The sequence below is a fragment of the Tibeticola sediminis genome (genome assembly GCF_003843835.1).
Classification (GTDB): Bacteria; Pseudomonadota; Gammaproteobacteria; order Burkholderiales; family Burkholderiaceae_C; genus Tibeticola; species Tibeticola sediminis.
The window spans coordinates 347,013-364,820 of the sequence record NZ_RKQL01000002.1; the positions used below are offsets into that span (position 1 = coordinate 347,013).

General features: G+C 67.4%; 18 protein-coding genes. 10 read left to right on the top strand and 8 right to left on the bottom strand.

Translation table 11 applies throughout. The features are described from left to right. Positions 1-6: 6 nt before the first annotated feature. Positions 7-2,457 carry an alpha/beta hydrolase fold domain-containing protein gene (locus EDC62_RS06555; RefSeq protein ID WP_124221803.1) on the top strand — a complete coding sequence of 817 codons (2,451 nt, stop codon included), beginning with the start codon at positions 7-9 and terminating at the stop codon, positions 2,455-2,457. Between the two features lie 27 nt (positions 2,458-2,484). Next, complete coding sequence (locus EDC62_RS06560) at positions 2,485-3,357, top strand: TlpA disulfide reductase family protein (RefSeq protein WP_124221805.1); 873 nt, start codon at positions 2,485-2,487, stop codon at positions 3,355-3,357. A 42-nt stretch (positions 3,358-3,399) separates the two neighbouring features. Here the strand turns inward: EDC62_RS06560 and EDC62_RS06565 are convergent, their stop codons facing one another. Then, positions 3,400-4,563, bottom strand: a complete 1,164-nt coding sequence (locus EDC62_RS06565; RefSeq protein WP_124221807.1) for an acyl-CoA dehydrogenase family protein — start codon at positions 4,561-4,563, stop codon at positions 3,400-3,402. Between the two features lie 116 nt (positions 4,564-4,679). Between EDC62_RS06565 and EDC62_RS06570 the strand changes: the two genes are divergently transcribed. From EDC62_RS06570 to EDC62_RS06595, 6 genes are all read left to right on the top strand, one after another. Next, a complete protein-coding gene (locus EDC62_RS06570; RefSeq protein WP_124221810.1) occupies positions 4,680-5,885 on the top strand; it encodes an acetyl-CoA C-acetyltransferase in 1,206 nt (401 codons plus the stop codon). 18 nt (positions 5,886-5,903) lie between these two features. Next, positions 5,904-8,075, top strand: a complete 2,172-nt coding sequence (locus EDC62_RS06575) for a 3-hydroxyacyl-CoA dehydrogenase NAD-binding domain-containing protein (RefSeq protein WP_245968781.1) — start codon at positions 5,904-5,906, stop codon at positions 8,073-8,075. 134 nt (positions 8,076-8,209) lie between these two features. After that, complete coding sequence (fabG, locus tag EDC62_RS06580) at positions 8,210-8,953, top strand: 3-oxoacyl-ACP reductase FabG (RefSeq protein WP_124221812.1); 744 nt, start codon at positions 8,210-8,212, stop codon at positions 8,951-8,953. A 5-nt stretch (positions 8,954-8,958) separates the two neighbouring features. Continuing rightward, a complete protein-coding gene (locus EDC62_RS06585) occupies positions 8,959-9,585 on the top strand; it encodes a chromate transporter (RefSeq protein WP_124222029.1) in 627 nt (208 codons plus the stop codon). Further along, positions 9,582-10,190 (top strand): chromate transporter, encoded by a 609-nt coding sequence (locus tag EDC62_RS06590; RefSeq protein ID WP_124221815.1) that lies wholly within the window; start codon positions 9,582-9,584, stop codon positions 10,188-10,190. The genes EDC62_RS06585 and EDC62_RS06590 overlap by 4 nt, the downstream gene beginning before the upstream one ends. Before the next feature lie 150 nt (positions 10,191-10,340). Beyond that, entirely contained in the window at positions 10,341-10,802 is a 462-nt protein-coding gene (locus EDC62_RS06595; protein ID WP_211330938.1) for a DUF4149 domain-containing protein, read from the top strand. Positions 10,803-10,853: 51 nt separating this feature from the next. On the opposite strand, the gene EDC62_RS06600 is transcribed toward EDC62_RS06595, so the two are convergent. From EDC62_RS06600 to EDC62_RS06615, 4 genes are all read right to left on the bottom strand, one after another. Then, a complete protein-coding gene (locus EDC62_RS06600) occupies positions 10,854-11,204 on the bottom strand; it encodes a PepSY domain-containing protein (protein ID WP_124221818.1) in 351 nt (116 codons plus the stop codon). Positions 11,205-11,346: 142 nt separating this feature from the next. Further along, complete coding sequence (locus tag EDC62_RS06605; protein ID WP_124221821.1) at positions 11,347-11,694, bottom strand: hypothetical protein; 348 nt, start codon at positions 11,692-11,694, stop codon at positions 11,347-11,349. After that, a complete protein-coding gene (rlmB, locus tag EDC62_RS06610) occupies positions 11,691-12,440 on the bottom strand; it encodes a 23S rRNA (guanosine(2251)-2'-O)-methyltransferase RlmB (RefSeq protein WP_124221823.1) in 750 nt (249 codons plus the stop codon). Before rlmB ends, EDC62_RS06605 begins: the two co-directional genes overlap by 4 nt. A gap of 211 nt (positions 12,441-12,651) precedes the next feature. After that, positions 12,652-13,371 carry an ABC transporter ATP-binding protein gene (locus EDC62_RS06615; RefSeq protein ID WP_124221825.1) on the bottom strand — a complete coding sequence of 240 codons (720 nt, stop codon included), beginning with the start codon at positions 13,369-13,371 and terminating at the stop codon, positions 12,652-12,654. Here EDC62_RS06615 and EDC62_RS06620 point away from each other — a divergent pair. Together EDC62_RS06620 and mnmH are read left to right on the top strand one after the other, a co-directional pair. Further along, positions 13,370-14,026, top strand: a complete 657-nt coding sequence (locus tag EDC62_RS06620) for an arylesterase (RefSeq protein ID WP_124221828.1) — start codon at positions 13,370-13,372, stop codon at positions 14,024-14,026. The two genes, EDC62_RS06615 and EDC62_RS06620, sit on opposite strands and share 2 nt — an antisense overlap. Then, the gene (mnmH, locus tag EDC62_RS06625) at positions 14,023-15,078 is read left to right on the top strand and encodes a tRNA 2-selenouridine(34) synthase MnmH (RefSeq protein ID WP_124221831.1); all 1,056 of its coding nucleotides are present in this window, start codon (positions 14,023-14,025) and stop codon (positions 15,076-15,078) included. The genes EDC62_RS06620 and mnmH overlap by 4 nt, the downstream gene beginning before the upstream one ends. Positions 15,079-15,172: 94 nt before the next feature. On the opposite strand, the gene EDC62_RS06630 is transcribed toward mnmH, so the two are convergent. The 3 genes from EDC62_RS06630 to EDC62_RS06640 form a co-directional block, all read right to left on the bottom strand. Then, positions 15,173-15,382: a hypothetical protein gene (locus EDC62_RS06630; RefSeq protein ID WP_124221834.1), complete on the bottom strand. Its 210-nt coding sequence runs from the start codon at positions 15,380-15,382 to the stop codon at positions 15,173-15,175. 93 nt (positions 15,383-15,475) lie between these two features. After that, positions 15,476-16,369, bottom strand: coding sequence for a DUF2189 domain-containing protein (locus EDC62_RS06635; RefSeq protein ID WP_124221837.1), 894 nt, complete (start codon positions 16,367-16,369; stop codon positions 15,476-15,478). Between the two features lie 124 nt (positions 16,370-16,493). Next, entirely contained in the window at positions 16,494-17,789 is a 1,296-nt protein-coding gene (locus tag EDC62_RS06640; protein ID WP_124221840.1) for a PLP-dependent transferase, read from the bottom strand. Positions 17,790-17,808: the final 19 nt, after the last annotated feature.

A 17,808-nucleotide genomic window follows, 5' to 3' on the forward strand; every position in this document is an offset into this window, starting at 1 on the left:
GGCTCGATGCTGGCTGAGTACACCCCCGACGGTTGGCGCGAACGCGTCGTGGCCTTCATTTTGCGCTGGACGCTGCGACTGCTCCTCAAGCCGGTATTTTCACCCCGTTTTTCGGTGGCTTTCCAACGCCGCTGGCTCGAGGCGCTTTCGCGCATTGCGATCCAGCAGCGCGGCGTGCGGCGCGAGGCAGGCGAGGTCGCCGGCGTGCGCGGCGAGTGGTTTCGACGCGACGGCCCGGCTTTGCGGGCCGGCACCCTGCTCTACCTGCATGGCGGCGCGTATTGCGTGGGCTCAACGGCGACGCACCGGGCGCTGACGGCCCGCATCGCCTGGGCCACCGGCTTGCCGGTGTTTTCGGCCGACTACCGGTTAGCGCCCGAGCATCCATTCCCCGCGGGCCTGGAGGATGCCCTGGCGGCCTACCGGGCGCTGCGCGCGCAGGGGCCCGTGGTCGTCGCCGGCGACTCGGCCGGTGGTGGCCTGACCCTGGCACTGGCCTTGGCGCTGCGCGACGCGGGCGACCCGCCGCCCGCGGGACTCTGGCTGCTCTCCCCCTGGGCCGACCTGGTCGTTCCCGACCCGCCGCCGCCCGAGCCTCCGGGCGAAGCCATGTTGAGCGTCGCCTGGGCCCAGGTCTGTGCGCGGCTCTATCTGTTCGGCGCTTCGGCGCTGTCTGGCGAGCGGCCGCAGCCCGAGCTCGAGGCCGAATTCGCCGTGCGCGTGCTCGACCCGCTCGTCTCCCCGATGCGCGGCGACCTCGGCCGTCTGCCGCCCGTGCTGATCCAGTGCGGCACCGACGAGCTGCTGCACCCGATGGCACTGGCCTTGCATGACGCACTGTTGCAGGCGGGCAACCCAAGCGTGCGCTGCGAGGTCACCCGGCACCGCTGGCATGTGTTCCAGATGCACGTGCATGCCCTACCCAGTGCCGACCAGGCGGTCGACCGCGCCGCCCGCTTCCTGCTCGAACAGATCGATGCGCAGCACCCTCCGGGGGGATCGGCCGAGGAGCCGGAAGATCGGGAAGTGGTGATTCTCGGCGCGGGCATGTCGGGCTTGTGCATGGCGGCGGGTCTGCTGCGCGAGGGCCGGCGCGACTTTGTCATCCTCGAAAAGCAGCCCGGCCTCGGAGGGACCTGGTGGGACAACCGCTATCCGGGCGCCCATGTGGACGTGCCGGCCCCGGTGTATTCGTTCAGCTTCGCGCCCAATCCGCGTTGGTCACGCCGGTTCGCTTCGGCCCCCGAGATTCAGCGCTACATGCAGGCGCTGGCCGAACGCCTGGGTTTGCTGCCCCACCTGCGCTTGCGCACGCGGCTGGTGCGGGCGCAGTTCGACGCGGACAGCGGGCGCTGGATCCTCGAAACCGAAGCGGGCCAGACCTTGCGTGCGCGCTTCTTCGTCTGCAGCACCGGCCCCTTGAATCAGCCGCGCTGGCCCGAAATCGAGGGGCTCGAGCGCTACGCGGGCGAGCGCTTGCACTCTGCCCGCTGGGATGACTCGGTCGCGGTTGCGGGCCGCCGGGTGGGCGTCATCGGCACCGGATCGACCGCTTCGCAACTCATCCCGCCGATGGCCGCGCAGGCTGCGCGACTGCATGTTTTTCAGCGCACGGCCAACTGGGTGCTGCCGCGGCTCGACCGCCGTTATGGCGCCCTCGACCGCGTGCTCGCGCAGTTTCCTCCCTATGCACGTGCCGTTCGCACATTTTGGATCGCGGTGCTCGAATGGGGTCGCAAAGGCTTTGACGAGGGCACGCTTGCGCGGCGCGGCATGTTGCGCGCCGCACGCGCGCTACGAGAACGCCAGATTGCCGACCCCACCCTGCGCGAACGGCTCACGCCGCCCTACCCCTTGGGCTGTAAGCGCATCATTTACTCGAACGAGTATTACCCGGCACTCGCGCAGCCCCATGTCGAACTCGTCACCGAGCCGATCGTGCGCATCACCGAGCGCGGCATCGTGACCGCAGACGGCCAGGAGCGCGCGCTCGACGTACTGATCTGCGCCACCGGTTTCGATACCGTGCACCTGCTCTCTTCGGTCGAGGTGCGTGGTCGAGAGGGCCTGCGGCTCAGCGATGCCTGGGCCAAGGGCCCCGAGGCCTATCTGGGCGTGAGCGTCGCGGGTTTCCCGAACTTTTTCTTGCTGCTCGGCCCGAATACCGCTACCGGCCACACGTCCACACTGCTCTACATCGAACCCGAGGTCGAGCATGTGCTCGCCTGCATGAGCGCCGTGCGCGCGGGCGAGCACCGCGCGATCGAGGTGCGTGCCGAGGCGCAACGGCGCTGGAACGAGCGCTTGCAGTCCCGGCTGGCGGGCTCGGTCTGGAGCCTGTGCCGGAGCTGGTACCGCATGGAAAACGGCCGTATCGTCGCGCTTTTCCCGGGCTTCACCGCCGAATACGTGCGCGCCGTGCGTCGCCCGAACTGGGCCGACTACACGCTCGCCTGACCGGCGCGCGGTTCCCCCGGAGTCTCGATGCTGTCCATACCCCTTGGGCCGATCGCGCTGCCGCTCGCACCCGTGCTGCTGGTCGCCGCCGCGTGGCTCGCGGGCCTTTTGGCGCGCACGCTGGCGCAGCGCCTGGCCCTGCGACGGGGGGAAACCCTCGAAGCATCCGCCTCCCATGCCGAACACGCTGGGCGGCTTCTCACGCAAGCGCTGGCGGTGGGCCTGTTGGCCGCGCGGCTGGCCCATGTCGGACTGAACGCTTCGGCCTATGCCGCCCTGCCCTGGGCGGTGCTCGACCTGCGCGACGGAGGTTGGATGCTGCTGGCCGGCATCGCCGCCGGGCTGGTGTGGATCGCGGTTCGGGCGCGCGGCGATGCGGCCTTGCGGATGCCCCTAGGGGCCGCGGCCTCAGTGGGCATCGGGGTGTACCTGCTTGCCCGGGCCTTGTTGCTGCCGACGGCAGATAGCAGCTTGCCCGCCCTGCAGGAGCTGCGCTTGGCCGCGCTCGACGCGGGTGGCGGGTTGGGCGCGACGGTTTCGCTTCGGGAGGCGGCGGCGGGCCGATCGGCGGTTGTCAATCTCTGGGCCAGCTGGTGCGGCCCCTGCCGCGCCGAGATGCCGACCTTTGCCCAGGCGCAGGAGCGCCATCCCGAGGTCGCTTTCATCTTCGTGAACCAGGGCGAGCCGGCGGCGACGGTGGCGCGGTATCGCCAAACGCTGCAGCCGCCGCTCGCCCAGGTGCTGCTGGACCCTGAACGGCGCTTGGGCGCTGCGCTCGGTAGCCGCGGGCTCCCGACGACCATCTTCATCGATGCCGACGGTCGGATGCTCGAAGCCCATTTCGGCCCGCTCAATGCGGCGGCACTCGAAGGGGCCGTGCGCCGGCTGGGTCAGCGCTGAGCGCGGTCCCGCGAGGGCGCGCGCGGCGCACCGGGATCGGGTTCAGCGACCACTGAGCCCAAGCTGACGTGCGATCAACTCTTTCATGATTTCGTTCGTGCCGCCGTAGATGCGCTGCACCCGCGCATCGGCATACGCGCGGGTGATCGGGTATTCCCACATGTAGCCATAGCCGCCGAAGAGCTGCACGCACTCGTCCATCACCTTGCATTGCAGGTCGCTGCACCAGTATTTCGCCATGCTGGCGGTGGCGGTGTCGAGCTGGTCGTTCAGGATCAATTCGCAGCAGCGGTCGACGAACACGCGCGCGACCTGCACCTCGGTGGCCAGCTCGGCGAGCTTGAAGCGGGTGTTCTGGAATGCGCCGATCGGCTGGCCGAAGGCCTTGCGCTCTTTGACGTAGGCCAGCGTCCATTCGATGGCTGCTTCGGCTGCGGCGACCGCCCCGATGGCGATCTGCAGGCGCTCCCAGGGCAGTTGTTCCATCAGGCAGACGAAGCCGCGGTTCTCGTAGGCCGCGCCGCCGAGCAGGTTTTCTGCGGGCAACGACACGTCATGGAAGAACAGCTCCGAGGTGTCCTGCGCCTTGAGCCCGAGCTTCTTCAACCGCCGCCCACGCTCGAAGCCCGCCATGCCGCGCTCGACCAGGAACAGGCTGGTGCCCTTGGCGCCGGCTGCGGGGTCGGTCTTGGCGACGACGATCACCAGGTCGGCATGCCAACCGTTGGTGATGAAGGTCTTGCTGCCGTTGAGCACATAGCTGCCGTCGGGCTGGCGCAGCGCGGTGGTGCGGATGCCTTGCAGGTCGCTGCCCGCGGCAGGCTCGCTCATGGCAATCGCGCCGACCATCTCGCCACTGGCGAGTCGCGGCAAATACCGGGCTTTTTGGTCTTCGGTGCCGTAATGCAGGATGTAGGGCGCGACGATTTCGCTGTGCAGGCCAAAGCCGATGCCGGTCGTGCCCGCGCGGGCCAGTTCCTCCATTTGCGCGACCGAATACAGCTTGTCTGCCCCGGCACCTCCATAGGCCTCGGGCAGGGTCATGCACAGAAAGCCGTGGGCGCCGGCCTTGCGCCAGACCTCGCGGTCCACGAAGCCTTGATCTTCCCAAGCTTCGTGGTGGGGGGTGATTTCGCGCTCGATGAAGCGGCGAAAACTCTCGCGGAAGGCCTCGTGTTCGGGGCTGAAAAGGCGGCGTTCGATCATGGGTGTCACCTGTTGGACGGATGCACAAACAAATTTCACAAAGCAAGCGCTCGGTAAAACTATACTGCGCCCTGCGACCGGACCAGGGTCGCCCATGCCTCACCCCGGAGCCCCCCATGACCGAAGCGTTCGTCTTTGACGCCATCCGAACCCCCCGCGGCAAGGGGAAGAAGGACGGCAGCCTCTATGAAGTCAAACCCATTGACCTGCTGGCCGGCCTGCTGCGCGAGCTGCAGCAGCGCAACGATCTCGACACCGCCCGGGTCGACGATGTGGTCATGGGCATCGTCTCACCCGTGGGCGAACAGGGCTCGGTGCTGCCCAAGATCGCCGCGCTCAAAGCGGGATGGGACTGGCAGGCCGCGGGCGTGCAGCTCAACCGTTTTTGCGCCTCGGGCCTCGAGGCGGTCAACCTGGCAGCGATGAAGGTGAAGAGCGGCTGGGAGTCGCTGGTGGTCGCGGGCGGCGTGGAGAGCATGAGCCGCGTGCCCATCGGCAGCGACGGCGGCGCCTGGGCGATGGACCCCGAGACCAACAGCCAGACGCTGTTCGTGCCGCAGGGCATCGGCGCCGACCTGATCGCCACGCTTGAGGGCTTTACGCGCGGTGACGTCGATGAATTCGCCCTCGAGAGCCAGCAGCGCGCCGCCCGCTCGCGCGACGCGGGCTATTTCGACCGATCGATCGTGCCGGTGCGCGATGCGCTGGGCCAGGTCATCCTCGCGCGCGATGAGTTCATCAAACCCCACACCACGCTCGAAGGCTTGGCCCAGCTCAAGCCCTCGTTCGAGCAGCTCGGCGCCATGGGCTTCGACGCCGTCGCGCTGCAGCGCTATCCGCAGGTCGAACGCATCGAGCATGTGCACCATGCGGGCAATTCCTCGGGCATCGTCGATGGTGCCGCGGCAGTGCTCATCGGTTCGGAGGAAGCCGGCAACAGCCTGGGCCTGACGCCGCGCGCGCGCATCGTGGCCGCCGCCGTCTCGGGTGCCGACCCGACCATCATGCTCACCGGGCCCATGCCAGCCACCCGCAAGGCCTTGGCCAAGGCGGGTCTGCGCATCGACCAGATCGACCTGTTCGAGGTGAACGAAGCGTTCGCCGCCGTGCCGATGAAATTCATGAAAGACATGGGCGTGCCGGCCGAAAGGCTCAACGTCAACGGTGGCGCCATCGCGATGGGCCATCCGCTCGGCGCCACCGGCGCCATGATTCTCGGCACCCTGATCGACGAACTGCACCGCCGCCAGTTGCGCTACGGCCTGGCGACTTTGTGTGTGGGCGGCGGCATGGGCATTGCCACCATCGTCGAACGTGTCTGAAGCCGGAGCCTGCGCACCATGATTCTGCAAACCCTGCGTCTGGATACCCTGGAACTGCCCTATGGCCGCGTGGCGGTGTTGACCTTCGATGCGCAAGGCGCACCGGTCAACACCATGAGCCTGCAGTGGCAGGACGACCTCGAAACCGTCACCCAACACCTGGCCGCTGAGCGGGCGTCGCTGCGTGGCTTGATTCTGGCCTCGGCCAAGTCGAGCTTCTTCGCCGGCGCCGACCTCAAGAGCGTCATGCGCATGAAGCCCGAGGACGGTCCAGCCGCGTTTGCCCAGATCGAGCGCATGAAGCGGCAGTTCCGCACCCTCGAGACGCTGGGCGTGCCGGTGGTGAGTGCGCTCAACGGCAGCGCGCTCGGCGGCGGGTGGGAGGTTGCCCTGGTCGGCCACCACCGCGTGGCCTTGAAGGACGCCAAGATTCAGTTTGGCCTGCCCGAAGTCACGCTCGGCCTGATTCCGGGCGGCGGTGGCATCACGAAGATGACCCGGCTGCTCGGACTCATGGGAGCACAGCCCTATCTGATCGAAGGCAGGCTCTTCGGGCCGGCCGAAGCGCTCGAGCTCGGCCTGGTGCACGAACTCGTCGACACGCCCGAGGCGCTGCAGGCGCAAGCGCTCCGTTGGATCGGCGGTGTGCAGGGCCAGCCCAGCGCCGCCCAGCAGCCCTGGGACCGCAAGGACTATCGGCTGCCCGGGGGGACGCCCACGAACCCCAAGATCGCCCAGGGGCTCGTGGTCGCGCCCGCGATGCTGAAGAAGAAGACCCGCGGCCTGTACCCCGCACCCGAAGCCATCCTCGCTGCCATGGTCGAAGGTGCTTTGGTGGACTTCGATACCGCGATGCGCATCGAGAGCCGCTATCTGGCGCGCGTGATGGTCACGCCGGTCGCGCGCAACATGATCAATACTTTCTTCTTCGACCTCAACGCGGTCAAGGCCGCGCAGAGCCGCCCGCGCGAGGTGCCGCGCTTCACGCCGCGGCGCGTGGGCATTCTGGGTGCCGGCATGATGGGCGCGGGCATCGCCTGGGCGCAGGCGAGCCGGGGCATCCACACCATCCTCAAAGACGTCACACAGGCCAAAGCCGAGCACGGCAAAGCCTACAGCGTGGATTCGAGCGCCGCGCGCGTGGCCAAGGGCCGCATGACCGAGCACGAGCAGGCCGCGCTGCTCGCGCGCATCGAGGCGACCGAGCGGGTCGACGATCTGCGCGGCTGCGAGCTCATCATCGAGGCGGTGTTCGAAAACCGCGGGCTCAAGGCCGAGGTGACGCAAGAGGCCGAGCCCATGCTGGCACCGGGGGGCTTCTTCGCCAGCAACACCTCGACGCTGCCGATCAGCAGCCTGGCGCAAGCCTCGGCGCAGCCGCAGAAATTCATCGGCATTCATTTCTTCAGCCCGGTGGACAAGATGCAGCTCGTGGAGATCATCCGCGGCCGCCAGACCGACGACGAAACCGTCGCGCGCGCCTTCGACTACGTGCGCGCGCTCGGCAAGCTGCCGATCCTGGTCAACGATGCGCGCGGCTTTTACACCAGCCGCACCTTCGGCACCTATGTGATGGAAGGTGCCGCGATGCTGGGCGAGGGCATCCCGGCGCCGGTGATCGAGAACGCCGCCGTGCAGGCGGGCATGCCGGTCGGGCCGCTGGCGGTGCTCGATGAGACTTCGCTCGCACTTTCCGTCCATGTGCTCGACCAGACCCGAGCCGACTTTGCGGCTGAGGGGAAAACCTACGAGCCCACCCCGGGCGAGCAGTTGGTCGAGCGCATGGTCAAAGAGTTCCACCGCCTGGGTCGCGCGGCCGGAGGCGGCTTCTACGACTATCCCCCCGGACAAAAGAAGCGCCTGTGGCCCGAACTCAAGACCTTGTTCGAGCGGCCCGAGCGCGCCTGGGACGTACAGGAGGTCAAAGACCGGCTGCTCTGGCGCCAGTCCATCGAGACGGCCCGTTGTCTGGCCGAAGGCGTGCTGAACTCGGTTGCCGAAGCCAACATCGGCTCGATTTTCGGCATCGGCTTTCCGGCCTGGACCGGTGGCGCCTTGCAGTTCATCTATGGCATGGGTGTCGACCGCTTCTTCGAACGCGCCGACGCGCTCGCGCGCGCCCACGGCCCGGGCTTTGCCCTCAGCCCCGAGGTGCGCGCCACCCTCCGGGCGCGCGAGCCGCGTTGGTAAGCGCCGACGGCGTGCGCAAGACGCTTGCTGCAGCGCAACAGCGCGCGGCTGGCTTGGCGATAATTCTCGGCTGCGACCGACGCGACGGTTTTGCCGTCGCTTTTTCTTTTCCATCCGACGCTTCCCCGACGACCATGAAACGCCTCGAAAACAAAGTCTCGATCATCACCGGTGCCGCGCAGGGCATAGGCCTCGCCACGGCGCTCAAGTTTGCCCAGGAAGGCGCGCGCGTGGTCGTCTGCGACGTGCGCCAGGACGCGGTCGACGCCGCGGTGGCGCAGTGCCAGGCGACCGGCGCCGAGGCGCTTGGCTTCGTCATGGATGTGACGCAGCGCGCGATGGTCGATGCCGTGGTGACGCAGGTCCTCGAACGCATGGGCCGCATCGACGTGCTCGTCAACAACGCGGGCATCACGCAGGATGCGCGGCTGCAAAAGATGACGATCGAGCAGTTCGACCGCGTGATCGACGTGAACCTGCGCGGCGTGTTTCACTGCGCACAAGCCGTCGCCGACACCATGGTCAACCAGGGTTCGGGTGCCATCCTCAACGCCAGTTCGGTGGTCGGCATCTACGGCAACTTCGGTCAGACGAATTACGCCGCCAGCAAGTTCGGCGTCATCGGCTTCACCAAGACCTGGAGCCGCGAACTTGGCCCCAAGGGCGTGCGGGTGAACGCGGTGGCCCCCGGCTTCGTGCAGACGCCGATCCTCGGCACCATCCCCGACAAGGTCATCGCCGAGATGGAGCACCGCGTGCCGCTGCGGCGCTTGGGCCAGCCTGAGGAGATCGCCAACGTCTACGCCTTCTTGGCGAGCGACGAAGCAAGCTACATCAACGGCGCGGTGATCGAGGTTTCGGGCGGAATGACGGTGTGACCCCGGTGCACTCGACCCCCAGCGATCCGGCGGCACCACTGCCCCAGCCGCGCTCGAAGACGGACCTGTTCCTCTCTTTCACGGCGATGGCGCTGCAAGGCTTTGGCGGCGTGGTGGCGGTGGTGCAGCGCGAACTGGTGGAGAGAAAGCGCTGGCTCACGCCCGAGCAATTCGCCGAGGACTGGGCGGTCGCGCAGATCATGCCCGGCCCGAACGTGGTCAACCTTGCCATGATGATTGGTGGGCGCGCCTTCGGCTTGGGCGGAGCCTTGGCCGCGCTTGCGGGCATGCTGGTGGTGCCCATGGCGATTGCGATCCTGGTGGCAGTGCTGTTCACCGGCGTGGCCGACTCGCCGCAGGCACAAGGCGCACTGCGCGGCATGGGCGCGGTGGTCGCGGGGCTGATCGCTGCAACGGGCCTGAAGCTGCTCCCAGCCTTGCGGCACAACGTGATGGGTTGGCACGTCTGTGCAGCCTTGGCCGCAGCCACCTTCGTTGGGGTAGCGTTGCTGCGCTGGCCGTTGCCCTGGGTGCTGCCGGGGCTGGGCCTCACCGGCTTCGCCTGGGCTTGGCGGCAACTGGCCCGCGCGGGCGGCAAGCGCGCCGACGCTGCTTCGGAGCGGCAGCCATGACGAGCCCGCCTGTTCTGTCCCTCGGCGTGGCCGATTGGTTCGATCTCTTCACGCACTTCGTGACGCTTTCTCTGCTGAGTGTGGGCGGCGCCATCAGCGCCGTGCCCGACATGCACCGCTACCTGGTCCTTGAACGGGCTTGGCTAAGCGAAGCGCAATTCGCGGCCTGTCTCGCGCTGGCGCAGGCCGCGCCCGGCCCGAACGTGCTGTTCGTGGCGCTCATGGGGTGGAATGTGGGCCTCAATGCGGCCGGCGGGCTCGCCGCAGGGGCGGCGGCGGTGCTCAAGGGCCTGCTCGGGGTGGCCGCGAGCATGGGTGGTATCTTGCTGCCTTCGTCGGTTCTGAGCTACAACGCCACACAGTGGGCGCACCGCAACCGCGAGCTGCGCGCGGTGCGCGCCTTCAAGGCGGGGCTGGCGCCGATCGTGGTGGCCTTGCTGCTGGCGAGCGCCTGGGTGCTCGCCGGCGGCGCCCCGGCGCTGCAGCAGCAGTGGCGACTGTCGCTGCTGACGCTGGCGGCCCTGCTGCTGGTCTGGCGCACCCGCATCCACCTGTTGTGGTTGCTTGCCGCCGGCGGCCTGCTGGGGGCCTTGGGCTGGGTTTAGCGCAACGGTGAACCCGTCGATCGCGCGTGGCGCATCCGGGATGCGGGGCACACCATCTCGGAACCCAGTTCCGTATTGCCCCAAGCGGATTGCCAGCGTGAAATGGGCGGTATCTGCTATCGTTTTAGAGATTCTTGAGGACCTTCGGCCATGTCTTCCCTGATTGATTTCCTGCTGGTGTTCACGCATCTGGCCGGCGCCATCGTCTGGCTGGGCGGCATGGTGTTCGCGCACTTTGCGCTGCGGCCTGCGGCGACGCAGGTGCTGGAGCCGCCGCAACGTCTGCCACTGATGGCGCAGGCGTTGGGCCGATTTTTCCGTATGGTGGCCGTGGCGGTGGTAGCGCTGGTGGCCAGCGGCGTGTGGTTGCTCCTGCAGGTCGGCATGGGGCAGGCTCCTATGGGCTGGCATCTGATGCTCGCCATCGGCCTGCTGATGGCGGTGATCTTCAGCTTCATCTACGGTGGCCTCTACCGGGCGCTCTGCCGCGCCGTCGATGCCCGTCAGTGGCCCGCCGCAGCGGCGGTGCTCAACCGCATCCGCGTGCTCGTCCTGGTGAACATGACGCTTGGCTTTCTGGCGGTCGCTGCAGCGGTGTCGGCGCGAGCCTGAGGGACTTGGGCCGCGCCTCCGTGGCCGTGCGTGGGGCCACCAGGGTGAGCTTCAGCGCCGCGCGCGCTGGCTCTCGTAGCGGGTATCGCCCGTGCGGTCGAGCGCGACCCGGTTGTAGATGACGGGCTCACCGCTCACGGGGTCGTAATAGGCTTCGACCGCGGTGCCGTCCTTGGCGATGGCGTAGAACTCGTAGCAGTTGCCGCGCGAGATCTTGAACTTGACGAGGGTGAACTTCTCAGCGCCGAACTTGGCGCGGGCCTGTGCTTCGCTGATCCAGGCGGAACGGGGGGCTTGGGTACAGACCACATCTTCCGCGGCTGAACCCGCCCAAACCGGCCCAAAGCTGACGCAGCCGACGCAGCCGACGAGAATGCCGAGCCAGCGAACTTTGATGGTCATGGGTTACTCCCTCACGCGCACGGGCACTTGAAACCGGCGGCCCACGTTCGCCGAGAACTTCGCGCATCCGACATCGGTCACGCGACTGCACAAGAGTCTGCACGTCGGACCTGAACAGAAGCTGAAGATGGCAGCGTGCGGCTCAGCGCGGGTTTTCGAACAGGACGTAGGTGGCGTAGTCGCTGACTTCGAAGTAGACCTTCTTCTCGCCGGGGTCGGCGACGAAGTTGAGGTTTTCGTCGAGCACGCCGTAGCCGAAACGGTAGGCGCGCGGCTTGCCGTCGTCGGTGCCCATGGCGGTGCTGAGTTTGTCGACCTTGAGGAAGCGGCGCACCAGCTTGTCGCCGGCGTAGACCTCGACCACGCCGTTGGTGCCGGTCCAGTTCTGGATGTCGCGGCTGATCTTGTTCTGCTGCTCCTGCGTGCAGGATGCGAGCAAAAACACCCCGAACCCCAGCGCCAGACGGTGCATGAGTGCTTTCATTTTCATCGTGATGTGCGTTGTCTCACGGCCTCATACAGGCACACGCCACTGGCCACCGAGACGTTGAGGCTTTCGACCGCCCCGCACATGGGGATGGACACCAGCGCGTCGCAGGTCTTGCGGGTGAGCTGACGCATACCCTCGCCTTCGGCACCGAGCACCAGCGCCACGGGGCCGCGCAGGTCGGCCTGAAAGAGCGTTTGCGGGGCGTCGTCGCTCGTGCCGATGATCCAGATAGCGCGCTCCTTGAGCTCGTTGAGGGTGCGCGCAAGGTTGGTCACCATGAAATACGGCACGGTCTCAGCCGCGCCGCTGGCGACCTTGGCGACGGTGGCGTTGATGCCGGCGGCATGGTCCTTCGGCGCGATCACGGCGTGCGCGCCCGCCCCGTCGGCCACGCGCAGGCAGGCACCGAGGTTGTGCGGATCGGTGATGCCATCGAGCACCAACAGCAGCGGCGCTTCGCCCCGGGCCTCGACCTGCTCGAGCAGTTCGTCGAGCGAGCTGGTCTGCGGCAGCGGCTGCACATGGGCCACGATGCCTTGGTGGCCGTGCCCACCGCTGAGTTTGGAGAGCCGCAAGCCGTCGGACTCGGTCAGGCGTACCCCGGCTTCCCGGGCGCGCTCGAGGAAGTGGCGCATGCGCGCATCGCGGCGCGAGGCGTCGAAAAACACCTCGACCACGGACTCGGGGGCCACTTTCAAGCGGACGCCTACGGCGTGAAAGCCAAACAGCACTTTTTTCTGGGTCATGGCGGCCATTATCGCGCTCCTGAAAGAGAAGCAAAGAAGCGCCGATTTAGGCAACGCTGAATAAGTTCCCGCGATGGCGCGCGCCCGGCCGCGGGATGGGATGCGAGGCGCAAGCCGCAGCCATAGCCGCAGCCATGGCGAGGATTTGCAACGACGCAGACCGCGCGCAGCCGGGATGCGCGGCGCGCGAGGGACTTGTTCAGCGTTGCCTTTACGCCGGCAGGTCGCCCAATGACTCTACCGCCGCACTGTCCGAGGCGAGCCGACCCGCCTCGATCGTCAGCCGCCGTTGGCAGCGCTCGGCGATGGCCCGGTCGTGGGTCACGAGCAGCAGCGTCGTTTTCTGCGCGCGGTTGAGCTCGAACATCAACTCCATGATGGTCTCGCCGGTAGCGAAGTCGAGGCTGCCCGTGGGTTCGTCGGCCAGCAACACCGTGGGCTCGGTGACGAAGGCGCGCGCAAGCGCCACCCGTTGCTGCTCCCCGCCCGACAGCACCTTGGGGTAATGGTTGAGTCGCTGCCCCAGCCCCACGCGCTCGAGCATGGCCGCTGCCCGCCGCCGTGCGTCGCGCCGGCCGGCCAGTTCCAGCGGCAGCATGACGTTTTCGAGCGCGCTGAGGCTGCCCAGCAACTGAAAGCTTTGAAAAACGAACCCCATGCGCTGCGCGCGCACCGCCGCCCGGTCGTCTTCCGATCGCGCGTAGAGATCGAGCCCGTCGATCCGAACCGTGCCTGAAGTCGGCGTGTCGAGCCCCGCGATCAGGGACAGCAGCGTACTTTTGCCCGAGCCCGACGCCCCGACGATGGCGACCGTTTCGCCCGCTGCGACCTGGAAATCGACATCGCGCAAAATCGTGAGCGTCCCGGTGGAATCCTGGACGGCTTTGGTGAGGTGCTCGACCGAAATCATCGCGGTCTGGGAAGGGATCATGGAACAAGGAACGAAATTGATACGTCGACACTTTATCGTCTCGGGAGGAGCCCTCGCTGCCGCGGGATTTGCGCTGCGCCCGAGTTTGGCGGCGACGGCGAAGGTCATCCTCGTGGTGGGGGACTCGCTGAGCGCCGAGTACGGTCTGCCGCGCGGACGCGGCTGGGTCGCGCTGCTCGATGCGCGGCTGCGCGCCGAAGGCGTGCCGGCCCGGGTGATCAACGCCAGCATCAGCGGCGACACGACGGCGGGCGGCCGCGCGCGGCTGGCCCCGCTGCTCGAGCAGCACAAGCCCGACGTGGTCATCATCGAACTCGGCGGCAACGATGCCATGCGCGGCCTCGACCTCGCGCAGACACGCGAGCATCTGCTCGCCATGACCAGCCTCGCTCAGGCGTCCGGCGCGCGCGTCCTGCTGCTGGGCATGCAGGTGCCACCCAATTACGGCGCCGACTACGCGCGCCGCTTTGCCGAGGTGTTTCGTGAAGTCGCTCGCGAGCGGCGCGCGGCGCTCGTGCCCTTCTTCCTCAAAAACGTGGCGGACGTGCCCGAAGCAGCGGCGCTGTTTCAAGCCGACCAGATCCACCCCAACGAAAAAGCCCAAGCCATCATGCTCGACAACGTCTGGCCCCAACTACGAAAGCTGCTGCGATGAGTGTGCACCTGATCCCCGCCGCCGAGGCCGTGCAAAGCCTAGGCAGCTACCACACCATCATCGATGCGCGCAGCGAGTCCGAGTGGGCGCACGACCACCTGCCCGGCGCCCAAAACTGGCCGTCTTTGCGCGACGAGGAGCGCGTCCGCGTGGGCACCCTCTACAAACAGGTCAGCGCCTTCGAAGCGCAGAAAATCGGCGCCGCGCTCGTCGCGCGCAACATCGCTGCGCACATCGAGCGGGAAGTGCTCGACAAACCGCGCGACTGGCGCCCGCTCATCTACTGCTGGCGCGGCGGCAAACGCAGCAACGCGCTGGCCCTGGTGCTGGGCCAGATCGGCTTTCGGGTTGGCGTGATCGAGGGGGGGTACAAGGCCTTTCGCAAAGCCATGCTCGAAGACCTCGCCGCACGCGCCGAGTGCTTGAGCTTTCGCGTCATTTGCGGCCCCACGGGTACGGGCAAGACCCGCTTGTTGCATGCCCTCGGCCGCGCCGGCGCGCAGGTGCTCGATCTCGAGGCGCTCGCCTGCCATCGCAGCTCCGTGCTGGGTGCCGTGCCGGGGCAGCCGCAGCCCAGCCAGAAACGCTTCGAGAGTCTGCTCTGGGACGCGTTGCGGCACTTCCGGCCCGAGGAGCCGGTCTACGTCGAGGCCGAAAGCAAGAAGGTCGGCAACGTGTTCGTGCCCGAGCCCTTGATTCAGTCCATGCGCCGCAGCCCCTGCGTGCGCCTGGAAATGCCTCTTTCGGGTCGCGTGGCGCTGCTGCTCGAGGATTACCCTCAACTCACCCAGGACGTCGATTACCTCTGCCGAAGGCTCGAAGCCTTGACCGTGCTGCGGGGCCGCGAACAGGTCGAACAGTGGCAAGCCGCCGCCCGGAGCGGGGCATTCGAGACGCTGGTTCGCAGCTTGCTCGCCTTGCACTACGACCCGGGTTACGAGCGATCGACCGCCCACAACTTTGCCGCCTTCGCAACCGCGCCAACGCTGGCCCTGCCCGACCCGACGGCACGCAGCTTCGACGAAGCCGCTGCGCAGTTGCTGCAGGGGTGAAGACGCAGTTTCTGGGCAAGGCCAGCCCTGCCCCAGGTGCTCGGTACATTCGGCGGCGAGCAAGCGCCCTCACCGGCCCTGATTCCGCCCCGCCCTATGCCACGCTGGTGCCGGAGATCCCACGGTCAGAGGCTTCGGCCCCGGGGGTCGCGGCGGACGCGTCGTTCGACAAGGCCGACTCGGCCCCGGCGTCTTCGGGGCCGCCGTGCTTGCGCTCGGCCTTGGCCTTGAGCTTTTCCTCTTTCTTGCGCTTCTTCGCCAGCTCTTTCTGACGTTTCTCGTAGCCGTAGTTCGGGGTTGCCAATGTGCAGTTCTCGGTTGGGCCGGCGCTGAGGAGCGACTCGATGGGGCTCGATCGGTGGCGCGGCAGGGTGGTTTGGCTCTGCACTGTAGCAGTTCAGCGGGCCGCGCCCTCTTCCGCTTCCTGCCACTCGATGACATCCCGGTACGCGTGCCAGGTCGCATGGCCGAGCAGCGGGCCGCTCAACACCAGGCCCGCCCCCAGCGGCAACAGCGACACGAAGACCAACACGGCGATGAGCGCCCCCCAAAACAGCAGCACCCCCGGGTGCTCGTAAAAGACCCGGATGCTCTGGATGGCGGCCGTGATCGCATCCGTGTCCCGATCGAGAATCATCGGGATGGAAACGACAGACGTCGCAAACACGAGCAGCGCAAACACCGACCCCACCGCCAGATAAACCAGGACGAACTCCAGGTTCTCCGGGTTGAAGACGGCCTCGATCACGCCCGCCGTCGACGGCAGGCCGGTGTTGAAAAAGACCGCAAAGACCACGAGCGAAGCCCGGCCCCAGAGCAGTTCGAGCACCATGAAGACCAGCACCAGCATCCCCATGCTCTTGACGTGACCACGCCAAGCGAGGAGTGAGTCCACCAGGCGCACCGGCTCGCCGCGCTCGCGCCGGCGGCTCACCTCATAAAGACCCAGCGCCAGGAACGGCCCGACGAGCAAGCAGCCCGAGGCGATCGACATGGTGTATTCGGGCTTGGTTTGGAAGACAGCGGCCAAGACCACCGCCATGGCCCAAAAACACAGCCCGTAGAACAGCCCGATGCCCGGATGCGCGCGAAAGTCGGCCCACCCTCGGGTCAACCATTGCAGTGGCGAGGAAAACCCAAGCGGCCGGAACACCGCGCGCGGCCCCACGGGCGGCGGCGGGAAATAAGGCACCGGCTCCGCGTGCGCCGGACTCGCCTCGTATGGTGCGGCGCCGGTGGCTTGGCCCGACGCGGCGGTATCGGTTTGGGTCGAAGTGAGCGTATGAGACATGTCGAGCGCCAATGCGTTTGATAAAAATCAAACATCAGCGTACGCTGATTCATGCCGGATCGACACTAGAGAAAACACCGACCCGATAAACCCATGGCCGATGCCAGCTGCGGCAGGAATGGCGTCAGCCTTGCCCGGAGTCAGCGTGGCGTTCGAGCGCTCGCAAGCCCTGCTCGAGATCCCGCTGCAAATCCTCGACCGCTTCGAGCCCGACCGAGAAACGCACGAGCGAGCCTCGGGCCAGATGCGCCGGCCAGGGCGCGCGCAAACTTTGAATGTCGTAGGGCATCACCAAACTGACCGGCCCACCCCAGCTGTAGCCCAGGCGAAAGCAGCGCAGCGCGTCACAAAACGCATCGACCTGAGCCTGGCTGTAGCGCGCATCGAAAATCACGCTGAACAGGCCAGCGGCGCGTCCCCCGGGCCGCTGGGCGGTGCAGCACGAGACCCGCCAATGCGCATGGCCGGGTGAGCCCTCGAGCGCCGGATGCAAGACCTGCGCAAACACATCGCTGCGGCGGGCGCACCAGCGAGCCAGCGTGCGCGCTGCGGCGTCTTGCGCGTCATAGCGCAGTTCCAAACTGGGCAGGGCGCGCAGCACGGCTTCGACATCGTTGGCCCCGACGCCGAGGCCCAGCCGCATATGGGTTTGCTCGATGCGCCGGTGCAAGACGGCATCGCGCGTCACGACGCTGCCCATGAGCACGTCTCCGCCGCCGCTGGGGTATTTCGTAAGGGCATGGACACTGAGGTCGACCCCCAGCTCCTGGCCCGCCGAACGCCCCGGCACGAGGTCAAACGGCCGAAAAGCGAGGCCCGAGCCCCAGGTGTTGTCGAGGGCGACGAGCGCGCCGGATCGATGGCTGCGCTCGACGAGTGCGACCAGATCGGGAAACTCCATCGTCACCGAGCCCGCGGCCTCGACCCAAACCAGTCGCACGCGCGGCCCCCAGGATTCGCTCAAGGACTCGGGCCGCAAGGGGTCGTACAGCCGGTGCCCGATGCCATAGCGGGCCAACTCGTCGCGTGCCAAAGCAAGCCCGGGGCCGTAGGCATTCTGGGGCAGCAACACCTCGTCCCCCGCTGCCAAAAGGCTCAAATCCACCAGTGCAATGGCCGCGAGACCGCTGGGCGCCAGCGTGCAATGGCTCCCCCCTTCGAGGGTCGCCAGTCGCTCCTGCAGCGTGAAGCTGGTCGGCGTGCCGTGCAGGCCGTAGGTGTAGCCACGCCGGTCGCTCCAGTGCCGCGCGCGCATCGCGGCCACCGACGGAAAGAACACCGTGGAGGCTTTGAATACCCCCGGCTGCGGCGCATCGAACCCGGCCGGAGGACGGTAGGGATGGTGGATCAACGCCGTCGCGAGCGACCAGCCCCGGTCCGGCGGCGCGGAACCCGTCCGTTCATCGCGTGGATCGACCATGCCCGCAGCTCCCGCGCCA